17 protein-coding genes are annotated in these 23,612 nt (G+C 67.2%); 10 read left to right on the top strand and 7 right to left on the bottom strand.

What is annotated here, in order from left to right; all coding sequences use genetic code 11:
* The gene (locus ACVWZ5_RS22855) at positions 1 to 1,785 is read right to left on the bottom strand and encodes an ABC transporter ATP-binding protein (protein WP_457340880.1); all 1,785 of its coding nucleotides are present in this window, start codon (positions 1,783 to 1,785) and stop codon (positions 1 to 3) included.
* A gap of 120 nt (positions 1,786 to 1,905) precedes the next feature.
* Complete coding sequence (locus ACVWZ5_RS22850; RefSeq protein ID WP_062574076.1) at positions 1,906 to 2,421, bottom strand: sigma-70 family RNA polymerase sigma factor; 516 nt, start codon at positions 2,419 to 2,421, stop codon at positions 1,906 to 1,908.
* A gap of 219 nt (positions 2,422 to 2,640) precedes the next feature.
* On the opposite strand from ACVWZ5_RS22850, the gene ACVWZ5_RS22845 reads away from it, so the two are divergent.
* Entirely contained in the window at positions 2,641 to 4,740 is a 2,100-nt protein-coding gene (locus ACVWZ5_RS22845) for a condensation domain-containing protein (RefSeq protein WP_457340879.1), read from the top strand.
* Between the two features lie 103 nt (positions 4,741 to 4,843).
* Here ACVWZ5_RS22845 and basC read toward each other — a convergent pair whose 3' ends face one another.
* Positions 4,844 to 6,163 (bottom strand): putative histamine N-monooxygenase, encoded by a 1,320-nt coding sequence (basC, locus tag ACVWZ5_RS22840; protein ID WP_457340878.1) that lies wholly within the window; start codon positions 6,161 to 6,163, stop codon positions 4,844 to 4,846.
* A gap of 61 nt (positions 6,164 to 6,224) precedes the next feature.
* Positions 6,225 to 10,511: an amino acid adenylation domain-containing protein gene (locus tag ACVWZ5_RS22835; RefSeq protein WP_457340877.1), complete on the bottom strand. Its 4,287-nt coding sequence runs from the start codon at positions 10,509 to 10,511 to the stop codon at positions 6,225 to 6,227.
* 129 nt (positions 10,512 to 10,640) lie between these two features.
* Here ACVWZ5_RS22835 and ACVWZ5_RS22830 point away from each other — a divergent pair, with 129 nt between their 5' ends.
* The 7 genes from ACVWZ5_RS22830 to ACVWZ5_RS22800 all read left to right on the top strand — a co-directional run bounded on the left by ACVWZ5_RS22830 (position 10,641) and on the right by ACVWZ5_RS22800 (position 18,925).
* Positions 10,641 to 11,813: an isochorismate synthase gene (locus tag ACVWZ5_RS22830; protein ID WP_186599994.1), complete on the top strand. Its 1,173-nt coding sequence runs from the start codon at positions 10,641 to 10,643 to the stop codon at positions 11,811 to 11,813.
* Positions 11,814 to 11,839: 26 nt separating this feature from the next.
* Positions 11,840 to 13,441: a (2,3-dihydroxybenzoyl)adenylate synthase gene (locus ACVWZ5_RS22825; RefSeq protein ID WP_062574081.1), complete on the top strand. Its 1,602-nt coding sequence runs from the start codon at positions 11,840 to 11,842 to the stop codon at positions 13,439 to 13,441.
* A gap of 17 nt (positions 13,442 to 13,458) precedes the next feature.
* Positions 13,459 to 14,325 (top strand): isochorismatase, encoded by an 867-nt coding sequence (locus tag ACVWZ5_RS22820; protein ID WP_186599995.1) that lies wholly within the window; start codon positions 13,459 to 13,461, stop codon positions 14,323 to 14,325.
* Positions 14,292 to 15,074, top strand: a complete 783-nt coding sequence (gene dhbA, locus ACVWZ5_RS22815) for a 2,3-dihydro-2,3-dihydroxybenzoate dehydrogenase (protein ID WP_356948732.1) — start codon at positions 14,292 to 14,294, stop codon at positions 15,072 to 15,074. The genes ACVWZ5_RS22820 and dhbA overlap by 34 nt, the downstream gene beginning before the upstream one ends.
* An 80-nt stretch (positions 15,075 to 15,154) precedes the next feature.
* Complete coding sequence (locus tag ACVWZ5_RS22810; protein WP_457340876.1) at positions 15,155 to 16,438, top strand: histidine decarboxylase; 1,284 nt, start codon at positions 15,155 to 15,157, stop codon at positions 16,436 to 16,438.
* A gap of 416 nt (positions 16,439 to 16,854) precedes the next feature.
* Positions 16,855 to 17,922: a GNAT family N-acetyltransferase gene (locus ACVWZ5_RS22805; RefSeq protein ID WP_280071150.1), complete on the top strand. Its 1,068-nt coding sequence runs from the start codon at positions 16,855 to 16,857 to the stop codon at positions 17,920 to 17,922.
* Between the two features lie 88 nt (positions 17,923 to 18,010).
* Positions 18,011 to 18,925 (top strand): fatty acid desaturase family protein, encoded by a 915-nt coding sequence (locus ACVWZ5_RS22800; protein ID WP_253249256.1) that lies wholly within the window; start codon positions 18,011 to 18,013, stop codon positions 18,923 to 18,925.
* A 163-nt stretch (positions 18,926 to 19,088) separates the two neighbouring features.
* Here ACVWZ5_RS22800 and ACVWZ5_RS22795 read toward each other — a convergent pair whose 3' ends face one another.
* Genes ACVWZ5_RS22795 through paaY form a run of 3 tightly spaced genes read right to left on the bottom strand, consistent with a single transcriptional unit; the run spans position 19,089 to position 21,671 of the window.
* Positions 19,089 to 20,126, bottom strand: a complete 1,038-nt coding sequence (locus tag ACVWZ5_RS22795) for an RHS repeat-associated core domain-containing protein (RefSeq protein WP_457340875.1) — start codon at positions 20,124 to 20,126, stop codon at positions 19,089 to 19,091.
* Positions 20,089 to 21,012 carry a phenylacetic acid degradation operon negative regulatory protein PaaX gene (gene paaX / locus ACVWZ5_RS22790; RefSeq protein WP_088852804.1) on the bottom strand — a complete coding sequence of 308 codons (924 nt, stop codon included), beginning with the start codon at positions 21,010 to 21,012 and terminating at the stop codon, positions 20,089 to 20,091. The genes ACVWZ5_RS22795 and paaX overlap by 38 nt, the downstream gene beginning before the upstream one ends.
* Before the next feature lie 59 nt (positions 21,013 to 21,071).
* Positions 21,072 to 21,671, bottom strand: a complete 600-nt coding sequence (gene paaY / locus ACVWZ5_RS22785; protein WP_343580226.1) for a phenylacetic acid degradation protein PaaY — start codon at positions 21,669 to 21,671, stop codon at positions 21,072 to 21,074.
* 340 nt (positions 21,672 to 22,011) lie between these two features.
* Between paaY and paaF the strand changes: the two genes are divergently transcribed.
* Positions 22,012 to 22,785 carry a 2,3-dehydroadipyl-CoA hydratase PaaF gene (paaF, locus tag ACVWZ5_RS22780; RefSeq protein WP_096050108.1) on the top strand — a complete coding sequence of 258 codons (774 nt, stop codon included), beginning with the start codon at positions 22,012 to 22,014 and terminating at the stop codon, positions 22,783 to 22,785.
* A gap of 31 nt (positions 22,786 to 22,816) precedes the next feature.
* Positions 22,817 to 23,611, top strand: a complete 795-nt coding sequence (paaG, locus tag ACVWZ5_RS22775) for a 2-(1,2-epoxy-1,2-dihydrophenyl)acetyl-CoA isomerase PaaG (RefSeq protein ID WP_096050107.1) — start codon at positions 22,817 to 22,819, stop codon at positions 23,609 to 23,611.
* The last annotated feature ends 1 nt before the right edge of the window (position 23,612 follow it).

Below are 23,612 nucleotides of genomic sequence, written 5' to 3'. Positions count from 1 at the left end.
TCAGTGCTCCTCCACCTGCGCGGTCGCCCGCGCCTTCGCATAACCCCCGGCAGCCCACAAGCGGGCGTACAGGCCGCGCCGAGCCAGCAGTTCGTCGTGATTGCCGCGCTCGGCGACCGTGCCCTGGTCCAGCACCAGGATCTGGTCGGCATGCATGACCGTGTCCAGGCGGTGGGCGATCACCAGCAGCGTGCGGCCCTGGGCGAAGCGCGACAGTGCCTGTTGCAGCTTGACTTCGTTCTCGGCGTCGGCCGCCGCGGTGGCTTCGTCGAGCACCAGCACCGGCGGGTCGAGCAGCACCGCGCGGGCGATGCTCAGCCGTTGCAGCTCGCCGCCGGAGAACTGCACGTCGTCGCCGATTACCGCGTCGTAGCCACGCGGTTGGGCAAGGATGCGCTCGTGGATATTGGCGATCCGTGCCGCCGCCTCGATCTGCTCCTGGCTCGCCGAAGGCCGGCCCAGGGCAATGTTCTCGCGCACGCTGGCATGGATCAGCCGCACGTCCTGCAGGACGAAGCCGATACGCCGGTACAGCTGGGCGCTGTCGATCTGGCGCAGGTCGACGCCGCCCAGGGTAATGCGCCCGGCGCTGGGGTCGAAGAAGCGCAGCAGCAGGCGCGCCAGGGTCGACTTGCCAGCGCCCGAGGCGCCCACCACCGCGGTTACCGTGCCGGGCTCGAGGGTGAACGACACCTCGCTCAGCACCGGATTGCGCGGATCATAGTGATAGCCCAGGCCCTGCACTTCGATCCGCGCATCGACCGGCAGCTTGCCGGCGCCCTGGCCGTCGGTCTCCAGCACCGGCGTGCGCAGCAGCGCCTGCACGCGCTGGGCGGCGCCGGTGGCGTTGTTCAGGTCGTGGGTGATGTAGGCCAACAACAGCAGCGGCGCGCAGATGCCCGGCGCCACCAGGGCGAACGGCAGCACCTGCACCGGGGTGATCCAGCCCAGGCCGACGAACAGCGTGCCGAACGCCAGCACCACGCCGAGCACCGACACCGGGGCGATCATCGCATTGGCGTTGGCCATGGCGCTGACCAGCGGCCGGGTGAAGTCGGTGAAGGCCGCGGCGAAGGCGTCCACCGCCTCGCGGTAGCTGCCATGGGCCTTGCGCTGGCCACCGAAGGCCTTGACCACCGGGATGCCGTTGACGAACTCGACCACCGCCTGGTTGATCCGCCCCATGCCGGCGCCGAAGGCCTGCATGTTGCGGGCGCTGGCCTGGTGGGCGCGGGCGAAGAACAGGAAGAACAGCGGGAACGGCAGCATCGACACGATCGCCATGCGCCAGTCCATGGCGAACAGGTAGACGATCGAAGCCAGCACCGCCCCGGCGCTGCGCCCCAGGGTGGTATAGAAGTGCGCTGTGAGGCTGTGCAGGATGCCGATATCGTCCTGCATGGCCTGCTTGACCTCGCCCGAGGCGCGGCTGGTGAACCAGCCCAGCGGCACCCGCGCCAGGCGGCGGATGATCGCCAGGCGCAGCGTGCCGGTGATGTGGTTGTCGGCCAGGTGCGCGACCAGATCGCCCAGCGAGATCAGCGCCATGCCGGCGAACAGGCAACCCAGCCCCATGGCGATGACCGGCCAGGCCTGGTCGAGGCCCTGCCCGCCGGCCAGGGCCAGGCCGGCGACTTCGGCGATGGCCGCCAGCGGCGCCAGGGTCAGCATGGCGCCCAGGGCGGCGAGCAGCCCGGCAACGATCAATCGGCCGCGTATCGGCGCAAGCACCGCGGCGACCGGTCCACGGGCGGACGGGTCCGCCACCCCTTGTTCAACACTCATGAATGCTCCTTTTCAGCACGAGGCGCGGGCCGGGCCGTCCCAGGGGCGCCCTGCCCGCATGTCCTTCTCAACCTGTATTCCGCACGAGGCGGGCAAACCCGCAAGAAAATCTGCGCGCCCTCAGGCGCCGCCCAGCCGATAGCGCCTGCAGGTGCGCAGGCCGGCGGCGATGTACTTTTCCACCGAGGACACCGAGACCCGCAGCTCGTCAGCGATGGCGCGGTGGGCCATGCCGTCGAGGCGGCACAGCAACAGGGCCTGGCGCGCCTTGGGCGAGTGCCGCTGCAGGGCCCTGTCGATCGCCCCCAGGGCCTCGATCACCAACGCCCGCGCCTCCTCAGAGGGCACCCACGGCTCGGGCTGCTGGCCATGGTCTTCGAGGTAGCGTGTTTCGCGCTGGCGACGGCGGTACAGGTCGATGACCTTGCCGTTGGCGATCTGCGTGAGGTGGCAGCGCGACTGCTCGGCGCTGGGCACCTGGCCCTTGTTCATCAGGTGCAGGTAGATGTCGTGGGCCAGGTCCGCCGCATCCACTGAGTTGCCGAGCTTGCGCCGCAGCAGGTCGCACAACCAGCCGTGATGATCCTGATACAGCTGGTGCAGCTGCTGACGAAGCGCGAACGTTCCGTTGTCCACGGTACCTCTCCCTGAGCGTGGTGCATTCCAGACGGCTTGCTTTGACGTACGCCAATCTAGATGATAATTATTTGCATCTTTTACACCATAACGAATCCCTTGGATTCACGCAATGCACCCCGGTGGTGCCCCCCCCTCTGCGCGGCCACTCACCGCGATCCATGGATGGCAGTGAAGGCCGACGCGGGCCTTGAACGATCGAACAGCAGGAAGCTAGCTATGTTGGAACGCAACACCACCCCACCCTCGCCCCAGGCCCTGGACGAACACGAGGAACTCGCCTGGTTCGCCCAGCAGCAGCAACCCGAGCAGCTGCACCGGCAACTGGGCGCCTGGCGCCTTGGCCCCCAGGCCAACCTGTCGTTGCTGGCCCTGGCCGTGCAGGCGGTGGTCGAGGCCACGCCGGGCCTGAACAGCCGCTACCACTTCAGCGACGACGGCGACCTGTACAAGACCTTGGCACCCGGCTGGTACCCGTGCCTGCGCATCGAGCACAGCGCCGCCGAGGGCATGGACGCCCTGCTGCGGGCGCGCCAGGCGGCGCCCTGGGATTCCACCACACAGCCGCCGTTCGAGGCCCTGCTGCTGGCCGGCGACAAGCAGGCCGCCCTCGGCCTGCTCTGCCATGCGGTGCTGCGCCAGTCGCCGCAAGCCCTGCTCGAACGCATCCGCGCCGAATACGACGCCCTGGCCGGCGACCAGCCACTGCAGCTCGAGCCGCTGTCCCAGGCGCCCTCGACGGACATCGCGCAACGCATTCTCGACGCGTTCCGCCAGGCCCTGGCGGAGCCTGGCATGACCCTGGAGGATGATTTCTTCGACATGGGCGGCCACTCGCTGCTGGCCACCCGGATCATCGGGCGCCTGCAGGGCGAGCACGGCATCGAACTGCGCTTCAGCGACTTCTTCGCTTCGCCCAGCGCATCGGCGCTCGCTACCCGTGCCAAGCTGAGCCAAGGGCAAGCCAGTCAGGCCAGCGACCAGCCCGGTGAGATCCAGCAGGCACCGATGGCCCTGGCCCAGGCGTCGTTGTGGCGCGCCTGCGCGGCGTTCGACTACGGCACCATTTTCAACCTGCCCTTTGCCCTGGACTTCCACGACCCGGTGGACGAAGCGCTGCTGCAGCAAGCGTTCAGCGACCTGCTGGAGCGCCACGCCAGCCTGCGCACCACCTACCATGGCGAAGGCGACAGCGCCTGCCAGCGCATCGTGCCGCTGGCCGAACTGGGCCGCTACAAGTGGTTCTGGACCAGCGCCGAGAGCACCGGCGCGAGCCTGGCCAGCGAGGCGAAGCACCGCTTCGACCTGGCCCGCGAACTGCCACTGAGGCTGCGCCTGCTGCGTGACCCGCACAGCGGCCACCAGGTGCTGTCGTTCCTGGTCCACCACATGGCCATCGACGAGTGGTCGCTGAACGTGATCATGGCCGAACTGGCCGAGGCTTACCTGGCCCGCGCCCAGGACCGGGCGCCGCAATGGTCGGCGCCGGCGCGCACCTTCCACGAATTCGCCCTCGCCCAGAGTGCCCAGGGCCCGAACCCGCGCCACCTGGCGTACTGGACCGAACTGCTGCGCGACGCCACCCGTGGCCTTGCCCTGCCCGCTGACGCCACGCTGCCGCCCGCCGACCAGGCGACCACCCGTGCGCGCTGGCTGGAGCTGCGCCCTGAGCCCGGCGTGCTGGAGCAACTCGGCGCCAGTGCCCGGCAGCACCAGTCATCGCTGTTCAGCGTGATCTACACCGCCATCGCCCTGTCGCTGCACAAGCTCGGCAACCTGTCGGACCTGGTAATCGGCACCTCGGCCTCGGGGCGTACGGATCCGGCGTTCTTCGACACCGTTGGGTACTTCACCACCATGGTCGCCCACCGCGTGCAGTTCGTCCCGCAACAGTCGCTGGGCGAGCTGCTGGGCGATGTGACGCGGATGATCAACGACTCTATGGCCTATGCCGACGTGCCCATGGAGACCATCCAGCAGGCGCTGGGCATGACGCCCGCCGAGGGCCTGATGTTCGATGTGTACGTGCAGATCCATGCCAACAATGCCCTCAATGGCGCCCTGCACACGCCCGAGGGCCAGGCGATCCGCTACAAGCAGATCGACCCGGACAAGAGCGAGTCGATGTTCGGCCTGCAGTTCGAGATCATGGAGGATGTGTTCGACGGCCAGCGCTCGCTGCGCCTGGTGGTCACCTACCGCAGCGATCGCTACAGCGCCGCCCAGGTCGAACGCCTGTGCGCGATGATTTCCGCGGCGTTTGGGGTATTTGCCGAGGTGGATGCCGGCCGGCGGGCGCTGGCTGAGGTGGTTTTATAGTTCAACGTGGGCGGTGCTTGTGAGATCGAGCGCCGCGCGGGCGGCGCTCGATCTCATAGGCGCAACATTCCTCACGGCGAAAACTTTGCAGACCCAACGCCCATCACCCCTGCGGCAACCCATACCGCTGGAACGATGACCGCTGCGGCACACGATACTGCGCCCGGCCCAGCAACTGGTTGAGGATCACCGCATTGCGCACCGGCCCCAGCCCCAAGTCCGGCGAGCCGACGCCATGCTGGAAGATCTCCGCATTCTGCACGAACACCCGGCCACTGCCGCCATCGCAGCGCTGCGCGGTGAAATCCTCGCCGACGATGCAGTCGCCGTGCGCGTCGGTGGCCAGCACCGTGCCCTTGAGCTGCTCGAACCACTGCGGCCAGGCATGGGCATAGCCGGTCGCCGCGACGATCGCATCGGTTTCCAGGGACGCCCGCTGGTCCAGCTGACGGTGGTGGAAAGTCATGCGCAAGCCCGCCGAGCCCAGGTCCTCGACCGTCTCCACCTCGCAGCTGGACAGCAGCGTCAGCCCCGGTTCGCGCCCGCCGATGGAGCGTTCGTAGATCAGGTCGTAGATCGCGCCGATGGTGGAGAAACTGATGCCTTTGTACAGCAGGCCCTGCTCGGCCACGATCTCGCGGCGCTTGTCCCGGTCGAGGGTGTGGAAGTAGTTCATATAGGCCGGGGTGAAGCATTCCTGGCCGAGCTTGGAGTACTCCATGGGATGGAAGCCCCCTGAACGGGTGATCCAGTGGATCGAAGCCCCCGCCTCCACCTGCTCCGGCGTCAACGCATTGAACAAGGCCAGTACGCACTCCGCCGCGCTCTGCCCGGAGCCGACCACCACCACGCGCCGGCACTGCTCCAGTTCGCCCTGGCGCTTGCCGAACTCCGCCGAGTGCAGCACCGGCGCCTGGCTGCGGGTGCGCGCCCAGGCCGGCAGCCACGGCCGGGTGCCGAGGCCGATGGCCAGGTCCCGGCTGCTGTAGCGCCGCTCCAGGCCCGACACCGACACGCTGTCGATGATGAAGCGCTCGCTGCCGCCATCGTAGCGCACGCCGGTGACCTCTTCGCCGAAGTGGCAGGCCGGCAGCTGGCGCGCGGCCCAGCGGCAATAGTGATCGTATTCACGCCGGGGCACCTGGAAGTGGTCGTAGTAGTAGAACTGGAACAAGCGGTCGTGCTGGTGCAGGTAGTTGAGGTAGCTCAACGGGTGGCACGGATCGGCCAGGGTCACCAGGTCAGCGAGGAACGGCACCTGCAAGGTGGTGCCCGGCAGCAGCAGGCCCTCGTGCCAGCGAAATTCCGCCTTGCGCTCAAGGAACGCGCAGCGCAGGTCCGGGTGGCGCGACAGCAGCGCGGCCAAGCCCAGGTTGAACGGTCCGATGCCGATGCCGGCGATGTCTACGGTTGCTATGTCCATATGCTCGATGATTTCCCAAAAACTACGGATGGCGCCCCGGGCCGGGCCCAGGGCGGTTGATTCAGGCAGGTGTGGCGGCAAGCAGGCGCTCGACGTCTTCGACCGTGCGGCACGCCAACAACTGTGCGGGCGACAAGCGCACCGCGAAGGCTTCGCCCAGGCGTGCCGCCAGGGGCTTGAGGTGCTGCGGCCGCAGGCCCATGGCGAGGAAGTCCCGGGCCGGCTGCGTGGCGCCGAGCACCTGCTGGTAGATCGCCAGCACCTGGGCGCAACGCTGCGGGTCACTGGGCGTCGCTGCCGGCGGCTGCTCGGTTTCGCCTTCCAGCAACGTGCGGGCGCGGCGGCGGTCCGGCTTGCCATTGGCCGTCAACGGCAACTCGGCTACCTCGACGAAGCGCGTGGGCACATGGGATTGCGCCAGCAACGCCCGGGCATGCTCGCGTAGCGCCACGGCGCCGGGTGGCGCGTCGTGGCGCCGCACATAGAGCGCGCCGATGCAAGCCTCGCCCTGTTGTGTGTCGCCATAGTCCACCACCAGCACCTGCTGCACCGCCGGATGGCGGATCAGCTCGATCTCGACGTCCGGCAGCGATACGCGCACGCCGCGCACCTTCACATAGCCATTGACCCGGCTGTCGAACAGCAGCACGCCGTCCTCGCGGTAGCGACCTCGATCGCCGGTACGGAAGGCCCTTACCGATGTACCGTGCTCGTCGCGCACGCTGACGAAGTCGTTCTGCACCAGCTCACCCTCCTGCAGGTAGCCCAGGGCCAAGCCCACGCCACTGGTGTGGATACGCCCGGCGACGCCCTGCGGGCAATGCTCGCCGTGTTCGTCCAGCAGCCAGTAGCGGTTGCCCGGCAATGGGCGTCCATAGGGCACCCTGGCGCGGTCCTGGTCGCCGATCTCGTGCCAGATGCTCCAGATGGTGGTCTCGGTCGGCCCGCCCAGGGACACCAGCCGCGCCGCCGGCAACAGCTCGCGCAATTCGGCGATCACCGCCGGCTTGATGTAGTCGCCGCCCTGGGCCAGCAGGCGCAGGCTGCGCAAGCCATCGCCCTGGCGGCAGGCCAGGAGCATTTCGAGGATGGCCGGCACCGAGCACCACAGGCTCACGCCGTGCCGCCTGACCAGCTGGTTCCAGCGCAGCGCGTCCTTTTCCTCGCCGGGCTCGGGCAGTACCAGCGCCGCCCCGGCGCAGAGGCTGCCGAACACGTCGAACACCGACATGTCGTGATGCAGCGGGGTCACCGAGATGAACACGTCATCGCGGCTGACCTGCCACTGCGCCAGGGTGCTGCCGATGACGTTGGCCGTGGCGCGGTTGTTCAGCACCACGCACTTGGGCTTGCCGGTGGTGCCGGAGGTGTAGAGGTAGTAGGCCGGCGCGGTGCTGGCCGACAACGCCGCCAGGCCAGTCAGGTCCAGGGCGGCCGGCGGACTCGCCAGCAGTGGCGCGGCGCTGTCGACCACCAGCGCCGGCTGGCAGTTGTCCAGCAGGTAGCGCAGGCGCTCTTCGGGCGCCGCCGCGTCGATCGGCACCCAGACCAGCCCGCCCAGGGCGCAGGCCAGGGTCGTCATGCTGTGCTCGGGGCCGCGCGGCAGGCAGATCGCGACCACCTGGCCAGGCTGCAGGCCCCGGGCCTTGAAAGCCTGGGCGATGCGGGCGACGCCCTCGCCCAGTTCGGCGTAGCTGATCCGCCGCTCGCCGTGCAGCAAGGCGATGCGTCCGCTGTCCGGGCCGAACAGGTTGTGGGCGATGCGGCCGAGGAAATCGACAGGTGCGGCCTGCGCCTCGCTGCTGTTGAGGCGGTAGTGGCCAAGGTCGATGAACTGCCGTGCCTGGACTTCGAACGCGCCCTGCCCGGCCAGTTGCGTCACCGCCTGGCCAAAGGCTGTGAGCAACTGCCCGACCCAGCGGCCATCGACCGCTTCGCGGGCATAGTCGATCTCGAACGCCAGGCCGCCCTCGGCGGTGTTGCAGAAACGGATGTCCATGGCCACCTGGGGCGTCTGGGTCAGGCCCGCGCTAAAGGTCATCGGACCCTCGAGCGCGCCCACCGGCCAGGACAGGCCATTGGTCAACACCACCGGCAGTGCCGGGCCCGGGCCGTTGCTGTCGTACAGCAGGCGGGCCAGGTCCACCCCGGAGAACGCCAGGTGCTGCAGGCCCTCCAGCACATCGGCCTGCAGGCGCTTGGCGCGCTCGGCGAGCGTGGGGAGTTTGTGTTGCCAGTCGAGGGCGATGAAGCTGGAACGGTTGGCGAACGCGCCGTCCTGGGGCGGCGCCACCGGCACCGCCACGCACAGGCTGCCCTCGTCGAGCCAGTGGCCGAGCACTTCCAGTACCACGGCCATGATCGTCGAGTTCTTGAACAACCCCTCGCGTGCGCCGGCGCGGCTCAATGCCTTGAACGCCGGGGCCGGGATCACTTGACGCTGGCGTGCGTATCGGGCCACGCCGACCTTGTCCAGGGCGCAGCGCCACGGTAGCCGTGGTGCGCCATCGACCTCGGCCAGCTTTGACTTCCAATACTCGGTATCGGCCTTGCGCAGCTCGCTCTGGTCGACGACAGCCGCCATCGGCTCGCTGGCGGTCAGCGGCTGGCAGTGCCCGTCAAATAGCTCGACCATCAGGGCGGCGATGGAGCGTCCATCGAGGATCAGCGCATCGAAGCGCACGAACACCACCAGATCGCCCCGCGGCAGCTGGAAGGCGGTGACATTCCAGGGCGGTCCAGCCAGGTCGAACAGCGCGTGGGCATAGGCCTCGCGACGGACCTCGAGCTGCGCCTGGGCTTGCTCACCCGTCAACGCGCGCAGGTCGACCACCTCCAGGTTGACCTGCACCTGGTCGCTCAACGACTGGGTCAGTGCCTGGGCATCGATGCGGGTGCGCAGGCTGTCGTGGCGGCGCACCATGTCCGTGAGGCGGCTGCGCAGCAGCGCCAGGTCCATGTGCCCGCGGTATTCGCGAAACTCCTGCATGGCCACGCCGCCCAGCGGCAGATGCTCGCCACGCCCCAGCAGGTAGGCCTGCTGCAGGGCGTTCAAAGGGCGATCCCGGCTGGCCGCAATCGTCAAAGGCTGGTGCAGCGCGTCCGTGTCGGCAGCCACCGCGACGGCCAGGGCAATGAAGCGCTCGAACAGTGCCTGGACCCAATCCGCCGGCAGTGCGTCCAGGCGCACATCCCAGTTGACCAGCAGGCCGCCATCGACCTGGGCCACCTGCGCGTCCAGCGCCACCTGCGGGCCTTGGGAGATCACCCAGTCCATCGGCCCGAACACCCGGCCCACGCGCTCGGAGAACAGCTCACCACCGGGCAGGTCCAGCCCTGCGGTGAACACCACCGGCGCCAGTTGCGGCGTGCCGTGATGGCGCGACAGGTCGCGCATCAGGTCCACGCCTGGATAGGCGCTGTGCGCCAGGCGCTCCACCAGTTGTCGGTGCAGGTCCTGGCACAGCGCGGCAAGGCTGGCGACGCCGGTGAAGTCGACATCGACCAGCACCAGGTTGGCGAACTCGCCGACGATCCGTTGCACCGGCTCCAGCACGGGCTCGCGCCAGAACACCGGCACGTTCAGGCGTAGGCGGCGATCCCCGGTGTGTTCGCCCAGGGCGCTGGCGAACAGCCCGAGCAGCAACGCCGACGAAGTGATCCGCTGCGCCCGCGCCGCCTGTTGCAAGGCGCGGTACTGCTCGGGTTCGAGCCGGGCGGCAAAGCGCTCGCTGCGCGCCGGGCCCGGGGCAAGCAAGGGCAACGTCGGTGCCGGGGCGATCTGCGCCAGGCGTGCCCGCCACCAGGCGCGGTCGCGGCTGCGAGCGTCGCGCAGGTCGGCATCGGCACGCACCTGGTCCAGCCAGTCGAAGTAGCTCGGCGTGGTCGGCAGCACGGTTTCAGGGGTGTCGTACAGCCGGGCCAGGTCTTCCATCAGCACCCGGAAGCTCGACGGGTCCACCGCGGCCATGTCGGTGTCCACGTGCAGCCGGGTGACATTGCCAGGCAGCAGGCTCAGGCCGAAGCGCGCACCCTGGCCAGCGCCCAGGTCCAGGCGCTGGTGGCTCCACTGGCGACGTTTCTCCAGCAGGCGCCGTTCCACGGTGGGCCCGTCCAGATCGCTGAAATCCTCCAGCTCCAGAGGGGCGCGCAGCGTCTCGTCGATGCTCTGCCGCCCCTGCGCGTCGATGCGCAACCTGAGCATCGGATGTGCCCGGTACAGCCCCTCAAGTGCGCCCTCCAGGCGCGCCACATCGATGGCCAGGCCAACGAACTCGGCATACAGGTGGGCGCTGACGCCACCCAGTGCCGCATGTGCATCCCGCCCGATCCAACAGGCGGCCTGCATCGAAGTTAACTCTCTCATCGCTTACCCGCGTAGTTGACAAATCCATGTGTTTCGCGTCCTCATATTTACTAACGAGAATGATTATATTTCAAGGTTTTCTTTCTCACCCATCGGCCAAGGAGGCTACCCATGAAGACAGGCACCCTGCGTTTGCAAGACAGGGACACCGTGCCGCTCAGCCAAGAGGACTCGAGCTTTTCATTCACATCTGGCGACCGCGAGCTGAGCGTCAGCGGCCTGCGCGAACGGATCGACACCCCGGCCCACGGCAGCCACCTGGCTGGCGGCGCGCTGCGGCGCAGCATCGACCAGGCCTTCGAGCGCGCCCGCCAGGCCGGGCAGGACAACCCGATCGTGGTCGGCGCCATCCCCTTCGACACCACCCAGGCATCCAGTCTGTACGTTCCCCAGGCCTATGCCTGGCAGCAACGCACCGCGGCGCCCGCCCAGGCCGGCGCGCTGCCGGCGCTGCTCAGCCAGTCCAACATTCCCGACGAACACGGTTTCAAGCGCGCCGTGCGCCATGCCATCGTCAACTTCCAGCACAGCGATGTGCGCAAGGCCGTGCTTTCGGTGCAGCGCGAACTGCACTTCGCCGCGCCCGTGGACCCGGCACAGGTGCAGGCCAACCTCAAGGCGCTGAACCGCGAGGGCTACCACTTCCGCGTGCCCCTGGCCGATGGCGGCACCTTGCTGGGGGTGAGCCCGGAGCTGCTGGTGCACAAGCAAGGCACGGCCTTCGTCAGCAACCCGCTGGCCGGCTCGGTGCGGCGCATGGCCGACCCCGAGGCGGATCGCGCCAGTGCGCAATGGCTGGCAGCATCCGAGAAGGATCACTACGAGCACCGCCTGGTCACCGAGGACATCGCCCAGCGCGTCGGCGAACTGTGCAGCCGCCTGCAGGTCCCCGAGCGGCCGTCGCTGATCAGCACCGCCGCGCTGTGGCACCTGTCCACCCGCATCGAGGGCGAACTGGCCACGGCCGATATCGACGCCCTGCAACTGGCCTGCCGCCTGCACCCGACTCCCGCCGTGTGCGGCTACCCCACCGAGCGGGCTCGGCAACTGATCCGCTTCGTCGAGCCCTTCGAGCGCGGCCTGTTCACCGGCATGGTCGGGTGGTGCGACGCCCAGGGCAACGGCGAGTGGGTGGTGACCATCCGCTGCGGCACCTTCAGCGGCCAGCGCGTGCGCCTGTTCGCCGGCGCCGGCATCGTCGAGGCCTCCAGCCCCGATACCGAATGGAACGAAGTGCAGACCAAGCTCGGCACCATGCTGCGTGCCTGCGGCCTGGACCATTGACCTCAAACCCGCTTTCCGAGATGCCCATGACCATCGAATTCACCCCCTGGCCCGCGGACCGGGCGCAGCGCTATCGCGCCGCCGGCTACTGGAACGACCAGCCGCTCAGCCAACTGCTGATCGAGCGCGCCGCCGCGCAGCCACAGGCCCCGGCGATCCTCTGCGGCGAACGCTGCATCAGCTACGGCGAACTGGACCGGCGCGCTTCCAACCTGGCCTCGCGCCTGGCCGCCCACGGCCTCGGCCAGGGCGACACGGCACTGGTGCAGTTGCCCAACGTCGCCGAGTTCTACATCGTGCTGTTTGCCCTGTTCAAGGCCGGCATCGCCCCGGTCAACGCGCTCTACAGCCACCGCCAGCACGAGCTGGGCGCCTTCGCCCGGCAGATCCACCCCGCCTTGCTGATTGCCTCGGCCGAGCATGAGGTGTTCCGCAACGACGCGTTCCTCGACGACCTGGCCAAGGAAGGCCTGCGTCCGAAGCTGACGTTGATGCTCGATGCCCTCGAAGAATGGAGCGCCAGCGCCGATGTGCGTGGCACCCACTACGCGCCCAGCCCGGCCGGCGAAGTGGCGCTGTTCCAGCTGTCCGGCGGCAGCACCGGCACCCCCAAGCTGATCCCGCGCACCCACAACGACTACGCCTACAGCGTGCGGGCCAGCGCGCAGATCTGCGCCCTGGACAGCGCCACGCGCTTTCTCTGCGCCCTGCCCGCCGCGCACAACTACACCCTCAGCTCCCCCGGCGGCCTGGGCGTGCTGCACGCCGGCGGGTGCATCGTCATGGCGGCCAACCCGGAGCCGCTCAACTGCTTCGCCCTGATCGAACGCCACGCCGTGACCATGGCCGCCCTGGTGCCCAGCGCCGTGGCCCTGTGGCTGCAGGCCGCCCCCGGGCACGCGGCCAAGCTGCGCAGCCTGCGCCTGCTGCAGGTCGGCGGTGCGAGCTTCGCCGAGGCCCTGGCGCGCCAGGTCCCCGAGGTATTGGGCTGCCGCCTGCAACAGGTGTTCGGCATGGCCGAGGGCCTGGTCAACTACACCCGCCTGGACGATAGCGACGAGCAGGTGTTCACCACCCAGGGCCGGCCGATCAGCGAGCTGGACGAAGTGCGCATCCTCGACGAACAGGGCCAGCCGGTCGCCGACGGCGAGCCAGGCATGCTCGCCACCCGGGGCCCCTACACCTTCTGCGGCTACTACCAAAGCCCCGAGCACAACGCCCAGGTGTTCGACCAGGACGGCTTCTACCACTCCGGCGACATCGTCCAGCGCAGCGCCGATGGCAACCTGCGGGTAGTCGGGCGGGTCAAGGACCAGATCAACCGCGGCGGCGAGAAGGTCGCTTCGGAGGAGATCGAGAACCTGATAGTCATGCACCCGGACGTGACCCACGCCGCCCTGGTGGCGCTGCCCGACGACCTGCTCGGCGAAAAGAGCTGCGCCTTCATCGTCTCGCGCAACCCGCAGCTCAAGCCGATCGCCCTGCGCCGCCACCTGATGGGCCTGGGCATCGCCGAATACAAGCTCCCGGACCGGATCCGGCTGATCGACGCCATGCCGCTGACCGCGGTGGGCAAGATCGACAAGAAGCAACTGCGCGCGCTGCTCGCCGTCGCCCAGACCGCCTGACCGTCCAAGGACCCGACATGACCATTCCAACCATCCACGACTATGCCATGCCGCAGCGGGCCAGCTACCCGGCCAACAAGACCCAATGGCAACCCGACCCGGCCCGCGCCGTTCTGCTGATCCACGACATGCAGCGCTACTTCCTGCGCTTCTACCAGCCCGACGGCGCCCTGCTCACCGCCCTGGTGGACAACCTGTCGCGGCTGATCCACTGGGCCCGCGAGCAGGGCATCCCGGTGGTCTACACCGCCCAGCCCCATGAACAGCCACCCGAGGACCGCGCCCTGCTCAACGCCATGTGGGGCCCGGGCCTGCCGGCGGCCAGCCCCGAGCAGCAACTGATCATCGACGCCCTGGCGCCGCAAGCGGGCGACACGGTGCTGACCAAGTGGCGCTACAGCGCCTTCCAGCGCTCCGACCTGCTCGAGCGCATGCGCACCTGGCAACGCGACCAGCTGCTGATCGGCGGCGTGTACGCCCATATCGGCTGCATGATCACCGCCGCCGACGCCTTCATGAACGATATCCAGGCGTTCCTGGTGGGCGATGCGGTGGCCGACTTCTCCGAGGAGGAGCACCGCCTGGCCCTGAAGTACGTCGCCACCCGCTGCGGCCATGTCACCGACACCACCGCCCTGTTGACCCAACCCGCGGGCGAGACCACACGCGACTGGCTGCATGGCCGGGTGCGCCAGATGATCGAGGACGACAGCGACCTCGACCCGCAGGAAAGCCTGATCTTCTACGGCCTGGACTCGCTGCAGGTGATGAAGCTGGCCGCCGAGCTCAAGCAGCGCGGCATCGCCGTCAGCTTCGAGGAGCTGGCCAACGCGCCGACCCTGGATGGCTGGTGGTCGCTAATGCAAGCGCGGGGGGCCGCCTGATGGCCATGGCCCGCTTCACCGGCCGGCGCGTGCTGGTCACCGGCGCCGCCAGCGGCATCGGTCGCTGCGTGGCGCAGCAGTTTCTCGAGGAAGGCGCCGAGGTCATCGGCCTGGACTGCGAGGAGGCCGACGTGCCCTTCGCGCTGCTGCATGTCGACCTGACCGATCCGGCCGACGTGCAACGGGTCTGCGACCGCCTCAAGGAGCAGGCGCAGTACCTCGACGTGCTGGTCAATGTCGCCGGCGTGCTGCGCCTGGGGCGCAGCGACGAGGTGTCCTGCGAAGACTGGCAGCGGTGCCTTGATGTCAACGTGAGCGCGCCGTTCTACCTGATGCGCCAGTGGACCCCGGTGTTCCGCCGCCAGCGCCGCGGCGCCATCGTCAACGTCGCCTCCAACGCCGCCCACGTGCCGCGCCTGAACATGGCCGCCTACTGCACCTCCAAGGCCGCACTGGTCAGCCTGAGCCACTGCGTGGGCCTGGAGCTGGCGCCCTACGGCGTGCGCTGCAACGTGGTTTCTCCAGGCTCGACGCGCACGCCGATGCTCGCCGGCATGCTCGGCGACCCGGCGGGCGAACGCCAGCTGGTCGACGGCCTGCCCGGGCAGTACAAGCTCGGCGTGCCGCTGGGCAAGATCGCCACGCCCGACGACATCGCCAATGTAGTGCTGTTCCTGGCCTCGGAGCAGGCCGGGCACGTGACCCTGCAGGATATCGTGGTCGACGGCGGCGCCACCCTGGCCGCCTGAGCCTGATGCGGCACTGACAAGGACTTTCACCCGCACCGCGCTCGGCCCTGGCCGGCCGAGCGCGCACCATGGAGCTGGACATGACATTCTCACCCGCCGACCACAAGCGTCTCGAGGCCTTCTGGAAGTACTGCCTTACCCACCAGTACTTCAATGTCGGCTACCCCGAGTCGGCCGACTTCGACTACAGCCTGCTGCATCGTTTCATGCGCTTTTCCATCAACAACTGCGGCGACTGGAACGAGCCCAGCAACTACCTGCTCAACTCCTTCGACTTCGAGCGCGAGGTGATGCGCTTCTTCGCCGAGCTGTTCCACATCCCGTTCGAGGACAGCTGGGGCTATGTCACCAACGGCGGCACCGAAGGCAACATGTTCGGCTGCTACCTGGCCCGCGAGCTGTTTCCCGACGCCACCCTCTACTACTCCAAGGACACCCACTACTCGGTGGCCAAGATCGTCCGCCTGCTGCGCATCAAGGCCCAGGTGGTGGAATCCCAGGCCAACGGCGAAATGGACTACGACGACCTGGTCGCGCGGATTGCGGCCGACGGCGAACGACACCCGATCATCTTCGCCAATATCGGCACCACCCTGCGCGGTGCCACCGACAACATCGCCGTCATCCAGCAGCGCCTGGCCCAGGCCGGCATCCGCCGCGAGGACTACTACCTGCACGCCGACGCGGCCCTCAGCGGCATGATCCTGCCCTTCGTCGACGCCCCCGAGCCCTATTCGTTTGCCGACGGCATCGACTCGATCTGCGTCTCCGGGCACAAGATGATCGGCTCGCCGATGCCCTGCGGCATCGTCGTGGCCCGGCGCCACAACGTCGAGCGCATCTCGGTGGAAATCGACTACATCAGCGCCCGCGACCAGACCATCAGCGGCTCGCGCAACGGCCACACGCCACTGATGATGTGGGCCGCCCTGTGCAGCCGGTCGCGGGAGGACTGGCGCGCACGCATCCAGCGCTGCCTGGACCTGGCCCAGCATGCGGTGGACCGGCTGCGGGCGGCCGGCATCGAGGCCTGGCGCAACCCCAACTCGATCACCGTGGTGTTCCCCTGCCCCTCGGCCAGCGTGTGGAAACGCCATTGCCTGGCCACCTCGGGCGACACCGCGCACCTGATCACCACCGCCCACCACCAGGACAGCACGCAGATCGACGCGCTGCTCGACGAGCTGATCGCCGACCTCAAGGCCCGCACCCGATACCCGCTGCAGGCGCCCCTGGTGGAGGGCCTGGGCAGTCGTACCCGGGTCTACAGCACGGCAGGACAACCCCGGCCAGAGCCGCTGCCGGACCATGCCAGACCCGCACGCGACAGCGGCCTTGCCCGCCTGAAGGACAGCGAAATCTGAATACCTGGTCGTCTTTACAACTATTTACATGTAAGCCATTTCCTACGGCGTACTGCTCCGGGACCTGGCGTGCCGAAAAACAGGGGGCGGGCCTGCCCGCCGCCTCGCCACCTTGCCCAAGGAGCGCGTTGCCACTTCTTGCCGATGCCCGTTTGACGGCCCCCTGCGTGGCTCTATAGTCCCTTTCCTGCCAGCGCAAAGGATTTGCGCTGGCCTTGGACAAGAACCCGTACAGGAGTCGCATGATGGCCATGCTCACGGATGACGCACTCTCGCCTCACCCTTCAAACCCATCACCCAGCCGCGCCGACCTGCGACGACATCTCCGTCACTGACCCCAGCCCCGCCACGTGCCCGTGACCTGCCCTGGGCGGTCACTGCCTTCGTTCGCCTTCAATAAAGACAAAAGGTGCGTCATGACTGCGACCCGTTCGCCGCAAACGGCCGTTGCGCCGTTGCCGGAAACCGAAACACTGCGCTATCGCCCGGCCAGCCCCGCCGATATCGAAGCCCTCGCCGCGCTGTTCCAGCAGGTCTATGGGCAGACCACCCACCCTTGCCAGAGCCCGGCCTATATCCGCCACTCGCTGGCCAGCGGCCAACAGCAGTGGTTTGTCGCCCAGGCCCAGGGCCGACTGCTCGGATGCTGTTGCATCGCCCGCCGCCCCTGGAACCGCTCGTGGGAAGTCTGCCACGGGGTGATCCATCCCGATGCACGCAGGACCGGCGCCATCTCCAGCCTGATCCGCCTCGGTTTCGAGACCCACCGGGCCGAACCCATGGAGCTGGGCTTCTACATCACCCGCAACATCGCAAGCCACAGCGTCATGAACAAGATCCGCCCCGCCGTGCTGGTGGGGCATGACGGCGGCCCGGACACGGTCGACGGCCTGCGCGAATATCACCTGACCGCCATCCAGCCGGTGCTCCAGGCCGGCTTTGTCCATGTGGCGCCCTGGTACGTGACCACCCGCGCCGCCGAATTCGTCCGCCGCCTGCTTTACCCCGCCCTGCGGCTCGGCGTCACTCCCGGCAGCTACCCGGACACCTTTCTGAGCGGTCCCACCGGCGCCGAACGCCATGGCCAGCTCAGCTACACCCACGACCCCAAGGCCGGCGCGCTGATGCTGTCGGGCCAGTGCGGTCGCTACCTGTCAAGCCAAGCTGTGCTGGCGGAGCTGGGCGCGCTGCTGCGCCAACATGCGCAGGCGGAGTACGTCAGCCTGGTGATCCTGGCAGACAAGCTGGAGCTGCTGGCCAGCCTGCGCCGCCTGGGTTTTGCCATCACCGCCTACCTGCCGGCCTGGCATCTGGAGAACGGCGCGCGCTACGACTGCATCCAGCTGGTGCTCCAGGACTTCGCCGTGCCCCCGTGCAGCCACGGCTTCGACGACGACATCGCCCGATTCGACCTGGCCTACGCGCACCTGGCCAACAACCTTTGCAGCCTTCCCGCGGCCCCGGCTTCCCGGGCCGCCAGCTAACCGATCGGAGTTTTTGCAAGTGACCAAGGACCAATGGCTTAGTGTAAGAAAACAGATCCCCGACGGCGCCCGGGAACCCTGGACCGTGATGCTCTGGGTCGCCGACCTGCTGTTGTTGGCGGTGGCCTGGAACCTGTGGCTCGCCGACTCCACCGCCTTGCAGTTGCTGGGCCTGGCGCTGGCAGGCCTTGCCACCGTGCAGCTCTACCTGATCATGCACGAGGCGACCCACGGCGCCGCCTCGGCCAACCGCCGGCTCAACGATTTCATCGGCCACTGCGACGGCTGGCTGATCGCCTTGCCGTTCCTGGTCCGCCGGCGCTTCCACATGGCCCACCACACCTGGACCGCGCACCCGGTGAACGACCCGGAGAACCGCGGCATGATCGAGCGCTTCTCGGTGATGACGAAAAAACAGGAGCGCACCCTGGAGTTTGTCTGGAAGCACTGGATCCCGATGATCGCCGCCAACCATTTCCTGCTCAACTGGCGCGCGCCGTTCATTGCCCGGGCCAAGGGCGACAGTTCGCCGAGGATTCTCAAGGAGATCCGCTTCGCCCGCCTGTACCTGGCCGGTTACCTGGCGGCGGCCGTGCTGGCCTGGAGCCTTGGGCACCTGCTGGACCTGGTGCTGTTCTACGGGATCACCTGGGTGTTCCTGTTCTTCATGGTCGAGCTGCTCAACCTGCCCCACCACGCCGAGGCGCCGTTGCTGCCAAGGGACGCCGACCGCCTGCAGTTCTGGGAGCAGGATGGGGTGTCCCACGACTGCAAGGACCTGCCGCTGTGGTCGCGCTATGTGATCCTCAACTTCAACCTGCACATCGTCCACCACGCCTTCCCCTCGGTGCCGTGGTACCGGTTGGCCCAGGTGCAGAAGCTGCTGAGCGAACATGAGGTTGGCCATGCGTCGTCGCAGACCCACGAGTGGGCGTTCGCGGTGAAGAACCGGCGACGGCCGTTGCTGCAGCTGATGGGGCATTTCTTCGATCAGCGGGGTTGACGTGATCGCCTCTCTATGGGGGAAGCATTGCGTTCAAGGTGCTCGAAGGTGTAAGGGCAGTGGCTGTGAGATCGAGCGCCGCCCGCCCGGTGCATCGCCGGCAGGCGCCCCTGCTGGAAGCACTACGCCCCGCACTCAGCTATTCACGAGAGAATGCTGCCAATTACAAACGAATGTCCAATTGGGTCAGGACGGCCCCGTACATGTTTTTGAAAACTGAAGGCCTGCTGGAGGAAATGGTGCCGCGGCAATGCAGGCAATCGACAGACGTGTAAACATGCCCGGAGGCATCGAGTTCATCCAAGAGTTCGCTCAGAGCTATTGGTTTGTTGATAAGCGCAACGTCCACTCCCGACGCCTTGGCCATACGCTCTACCGACATTCTGAAAGGTACTCTTTCATAATCCTTGATAGGCTCGGCAGAGCCCTTGTTCGGCACCAGTTCAAGCAACTCGTAGTTTCCAACACGTTTTCCTGATTGGTAGCTCTGAACTACGGGCCGATTACCTTTTATGAACGATGGTATCGATTTCACACTCGCCGGATCATTATTAACCACGGCAGTGAATCCATTTTGGGTAAAGAAATTGATCTCGGCATTCCACGGAGCTACGAAATTTGCAGGTGCTTGGTAGCCTGACGCCATGGGACCAGCCACCCGCTTGCCATGTGAAAGTACTTTCAGTTTTCCGCTAACTGCTCCCCCTCCTGCGTACAGGCTGTAGGAGCCAGGCACATGACCGCTCGGATCGATCCGATTGACTGGATCCCCACCACAGTACGCATAGGCATTGACTCCACCGGCACCAAACGGGCTGAAGCTGTCAGGTGAGCCAAAGCGCATGAGCCGAGGGTTGTAATGCCTATAGCCGTTACCTAGCAAATAGACACCCGCATTCGTCTCACAATACTGGCCGGTGAAGCCGAGCCGGGCGGCGCTCTGACTATTGTCGCCATAGCCGGTGTATCGATTTGGCTGGTCATTGGAGAGCAGGATCGAACCTTGCCGATCTGTGGCCAGAGTCGAGGAGATGCTATGGGGGTGCCGCCACCGTGCCCGACTCATATTAGAAATGCCGCCTGCCATGAATACGCAGGTAATCCTTGCAACGGATCGCAATGCCGGCAACTGGCAGAATTGCCAGGTCGCCAACGCCCTCAATTCAACCAAGCCCACCAAAGCGCTTGAAGTAGCTCTCATTGGCATCCGGCAAAGGCCCATCCGCCGTCTCCAGCGCGCTGGCCAGGTACTCCTCCGCCCTGCCCTGCACCAGCCGGTACAGGTTGCGGCACAGCTGCCGGGCCGCGCGCCCTTCCCAATCCCCCGGCAACAACTCGTCCGGCAGTTGCGGATCACGCAACAACAGGCGGCGGTATTCGTGGATCAGCAGCGTGCGCGCCAGGAAACAATCCTGCGGGCTCGGCGCCTCGAGGTCCTTCATGGCTTGCCACAGTGGGCGGAACAGGCGGATGAACTCGCTGTAGTGCTGGCCCAGTTCCTCGATGTTCCAGCTTTCCCGTACCTGGGCGCGCAGGGCCTTGGAGGCCAGCACTTCCTGGGCGTGGGTTTCGAAGACGATGCAGTCGTCCTCGGCGTCCTGCTCGCGCAGTGTCGCGGCGAGGTCGGCACGGTCGGTGCGCGGACAGCCCAGCAGGTTCGTGCCCATGGCGCCAAAGCCCTGCCATTCGAGTTCCTCGCGCACGGCCTTGCGCTTGCCGGCGTCGAGTTGCGACAGCAGCACCAGGGTCCAGGCGCCGTTCCAGGCCGGTAGGCTGGCGCTGTAGACGCGCTTGAAGGCTTTCTCGAAACGCCGCCGGCCGGTGCCGGTAAGGCTGTAGTAGCTGCGCCGGCCGACCTTCTCGGCGGTCAGCCAGCCTTCCTTGGTCAGGCGGAAGATCGAGGTACGGATCAGCCGTTCATTGATGCCCATCGGTTCCAGCAGGTTGATCAGGCTGCCCAGCCAGACCGTGCCGCCATGGGGTTCGATGGCATCGCCATAGAGGGTGATGATCAGGGAGCTGGCGCGGATCGGCGTCTGCTCCTGGAAACGGGTGATCAGGTGATTCAGGGGGGCAAGGCTGCTCATGGGGGAACGAGGCGCGGCTAAAGCCTCGACTATACCTGCCTGCCGCGACCGCGCAAGGCTCATGCACCGCCCTCGGCCTTGGGCCTGAAGCCGGAGTCGCCCATGCGTGGGCGGTCGGCTTCGGGCGCGGTCAGCGGCGGGCACTCCACCAGCGCGGTCATGCAGCGCCGGGCCAGGCTGTGGTATTCGGCGGTGCCGCGCTGTTTCCAGGCCAGCTCCTGGTCGCTGAGCGGGCGCTTGAACTCGGCCGGCGCGCCAACCACCAGGCTTTGCTCCGGGCAGGTGAACCCCGCCTTGACGAAGGCCGTGGCGGCGACGATGCAGCGTGGGGCGATATGCGCGCCGTCCATGACCACCGCGTTCATGCCGACCAGGGCGTCCTCGCCTATCCGACAGCCGTGCAGCACCGCGCCATGGCCAATATGGCCGTTGCGCTCGACCAGCGTGTCGCCGCCGGGGAAACCGTGCATCACGCAGGTGTCCTGCAGGTTCGCGCCCTCTTCCAGGATGATTCGCCCGAAATCGCCGCGCAACGAGGCCAAAGGGCCGATGTAGCAGTTGGGGCCGACCAGCACGTCGCCGATCAGCACGGCGCTGGGGTGTACATAGGCGCTGGGATGAACCACTGGGGTGAGGCCTTCGAGGCGATAGCAGGGCATGGGCTGGGGCTCGATATGATTCAGAAGACCAAATGATCCTGTATCAGATCAAATCACTTAGTCAATGCCAACCTGATGTATCGCTTTCTTCACAAAGCTTCAGGACAGTAATGACCTAATTGCTGGGCAAGCTAGCTCCAACAAATGGCTATAGCAGCGAGACAGCGTGGGAGCGGGCTTGCCCCGCGATAGCGTCACTCGCCTCAAATACAGATACGCAATTACAATTTCAATGTTGATTTTACGTATCGCTTTGTACATATACTTGCCCCAGCACCACGAACAATTCCAAGAAAAGCCGGCCCCAGCCGGCGCCGAACGTGCAGCCTGAGGTACCCCCATGCCAAGCAACCTCATCGTGCAGGCCCCGGCGGACGGCGTCCGCCTGATCACCCTGCACCGCCCGCAAGCCCTCAACGCCTTGAACACGGCGCTGCTGGAAGAGCTGGCCGCAGAATTGGACGCCGCCGACCATGATCCAGAGATCCGCGCCGTGGTCCTCACCGGCAACCGCAAGGCCTTCGCCGCCGGCGCCGATATCAATGAAATGGCCCAGCGCGACCTGGTCGGCATCCTCAACGATCCGCGCGTGACCCACTGGCAGCGCATTGCCGCCTTTGGCAAACCCCTGATCGCCGCCGTCAACGGCTTTGCCCTGGGCGGCGGCTGCGAACTGGTGATGTGCGCCGACATCGTCATCGCCGGCAGCGACGCCCGTTTTGGCCAGCCGGAAATCAACCTCGGCATCATCCCCGGCGCCGGCGGCACCCAGCGCCTGCTGCGCGCCGTGGGCAAGCCGCTGGCCATGCAGATGGTCCTCGGTGGCGAAGCCATTGATGCCCGTCATGCCCTGCAGGCAGGCCTGGTCGGCGAAGTCACCCAGCCCGAACTCACCGTAGAGCGCGCCCTGCAGGTGGCCGCCGCCATCGCCGCCAAGGCACCGCTGGCGGTGCGCCTGGCCAAGGAGGCGCTGCTCAAGGCCCAGGACATGGACCTGGCCTGCGGCCTGCGCTTCGAACGCCACGCCTTCACCCTGCTGGCCGGCACCGCCGACCGCGACGAGGGTATCCGCGCCTTCCAGGCCAAACGCCCGGCCCGATTCCAAGGGCTGTAAGCCTTCCACCGACTGACGGAGCGAGCCAGTCATGTCCTTCCAGCACATCCTGTTTTCCATTGGCGACGACGGCGTCGCCCTGCTTTCGCTGAACCGGCCCGAGCAGCTCAACAGCTTCAACAGCGCCATGCACCTGGAAGTGCGCGAGGCGCTGAAGCAGGTGCGCCAGAGCGAAACCGCCCGGGTACTGCTGCTGACCGGCGAAGGCCGTGGCTTCTGCGCAGGCCAGGACCTGGCCGACCGCAACGTCGCGCCCGACGCCGAGCTGCCTGACCTCGGTCAGTCCATCGAACAGTTCTACAACCCGCTGGTGCGCAGCCTGCGCGACCTGCCGCTGCCGGTGATCTGCGCGGTCAACGGCGTGGCCGCCGGTGCTGGCGCCAACCTGCCGCTGGCCTGCGACCTGGTGCTGGCGGCGCGCTCGGCAAGCTTCATCCAGGCGTTCTGCAAGATCGGCCTGGTGCCGGACTCCGGCGGCACCTGGCTACTGCCGCGCTTGATCGGCATGGCCCGGGCCAAGGCGCTGGCCATGCTGGGCGAGCGGCTGAGCGCCGAGCAGGCCGAGCAATGGGGGCTGATCCACCGGGTGGTGGACGATGCCGCGTTGCGCGACGAGGCGCTCAAGCTCGCCCGCCACCTGGCGACCCAGCCCACCTATGGCCTGGCCCTGATCAAGCGCGCCCTCAACCAGAGCTTCGACAATCGCTTCGACGAACAGCTGGAACTGGAGCGGGACCTGCAACGCCTGGCCGGGCGCAGCGAGGACTACCGCGAGGGCGTCGGAGCCTTCATGAACAAACGCACACCTGTGTTCAAGGGGCGCTGAC

This window comes from Pseudomonas sp. TE6283 (assembly GCF_054060555.1).
The sequence above is the reverse complement of the archived record's forward strand: the minus strand, read 5'-3'. Positions and strand labels throughout refer to the sequence as shown.

What these genes read in the sequence shown, in the direction of transcription:
- ACVWZ5_RS22835 (WP_457340877.1), bottom strand. Translation starts at nt 10,511, where the DNA reads ATGCAGGCCGCCTGTTGGATCGGGCGGGATGCACATGCGGCACTGGGT.
- ACVWZ5_RS22825 (WP_062574081.1), top strand. Translation starts at nt 11,840, where the DNA reads ATGACCATCGAATTCACCCCCTGGCCCGCGGACCGGGCGCAGCGCTAT.
- paaF (WP_096050108.1), top strand. Translation starts at nt 22,012, where the DNA reads ATGCCAAGCAACCTCATCGTGCAGGCCCCGGCGGACGGCGTCCGCCTG.
- ACVWZ5_RS22820 (WP_186599995.1), top strand. Translation starts at nt 13,459, where the DNA reads ATGACCATTCCAACCATCCACGACTATGCCATGCCGCAGCGGGCCAGC.
- ACVWZ5_RS22855 (WP_457340880.1), bottom strand. Translation starts at nt 1,785, where the DNA reads ATGAGTGTTGAACAAGGGGTGGCGGACCCGTCCGCCCGTGGACCGGTC.
- ACVWZ5_RS22845 (WP_457340879.1), top strand. Translation starts at nt 2,641, where the DNA reads ATGTTGGAACGCAACACCACCCCACCCTCGCCCCAGGCCCTGGACGAA.
- ACVWZ5_RS22805 (WP_280071150.1), top strand. Translation starts at nt 16,855, where the DNA reads ATGACTGCGACCCGTTCGCCGCAAACGGCCGTTGCGCCGTTGCCGGAA.
- ACVWZ5_RS22800 (WP_253249256.1), top strand. Translation starts at nt 18,011, where the DNA reads ATGCTCTGGGTCGCCGACCTGCTGTTGTTGGCGGTGGCCTGGAACCTG.
- paaX (WP_088852804.1), bottom strand. Translation starts at nt 21,012, where the DNA reads ATGAGCAGCCTTGCCCCCCTGAATCACCTGATCACCCGTTTCCAGGAG.
- ACVWZ5_RS22830 (WP_186599994.1), top strand. Translation starts at nt 10,641, where the DNA reads ATGAAGACAGGCACCCTGCGTTTGCAAGACAGGGACACCGTGCCGCTC.
- ACVWZ5_RS22795 (WP_457340875.1), bottom strand. Translation starts at nt 20,126, where the DNA reads ATGAGAGCTACTTCAAGCGCTTTGGTGGGCTTGGTTGAATTGAGGGCG.
- basC (WP_457340878.1), bottom strand. Translation starts at nt 6,163, where the DNA reads ATGGACATAGCAACCGTAGACATCGCCGGCATCGGCATCGGACCGTTC.
- paaY (WP_343580226.1), bottom strand. Translation starts at nt 21,671, where the DNA reads ATGCCCTGCTATCGCCTCGAAGGCCTCACCCCAGTGGTTCATCCCAGC.
- paaG (WP_096050107.1), top strand. Translation starts at nt 22,817, where the DNA reads ATGTCCTTCCAGCACATCCTGTTTTCCATTGGCGACGACGGCGTCGCC.
- ACVWZ5_RS22810 (WP_457340876.1), top strand. Translation starts at nt 15,155, where the DNA reads ATGACATTCTCACCCGCCGACCACAAGCGTCTCGAGGCCTTCTGGAAG.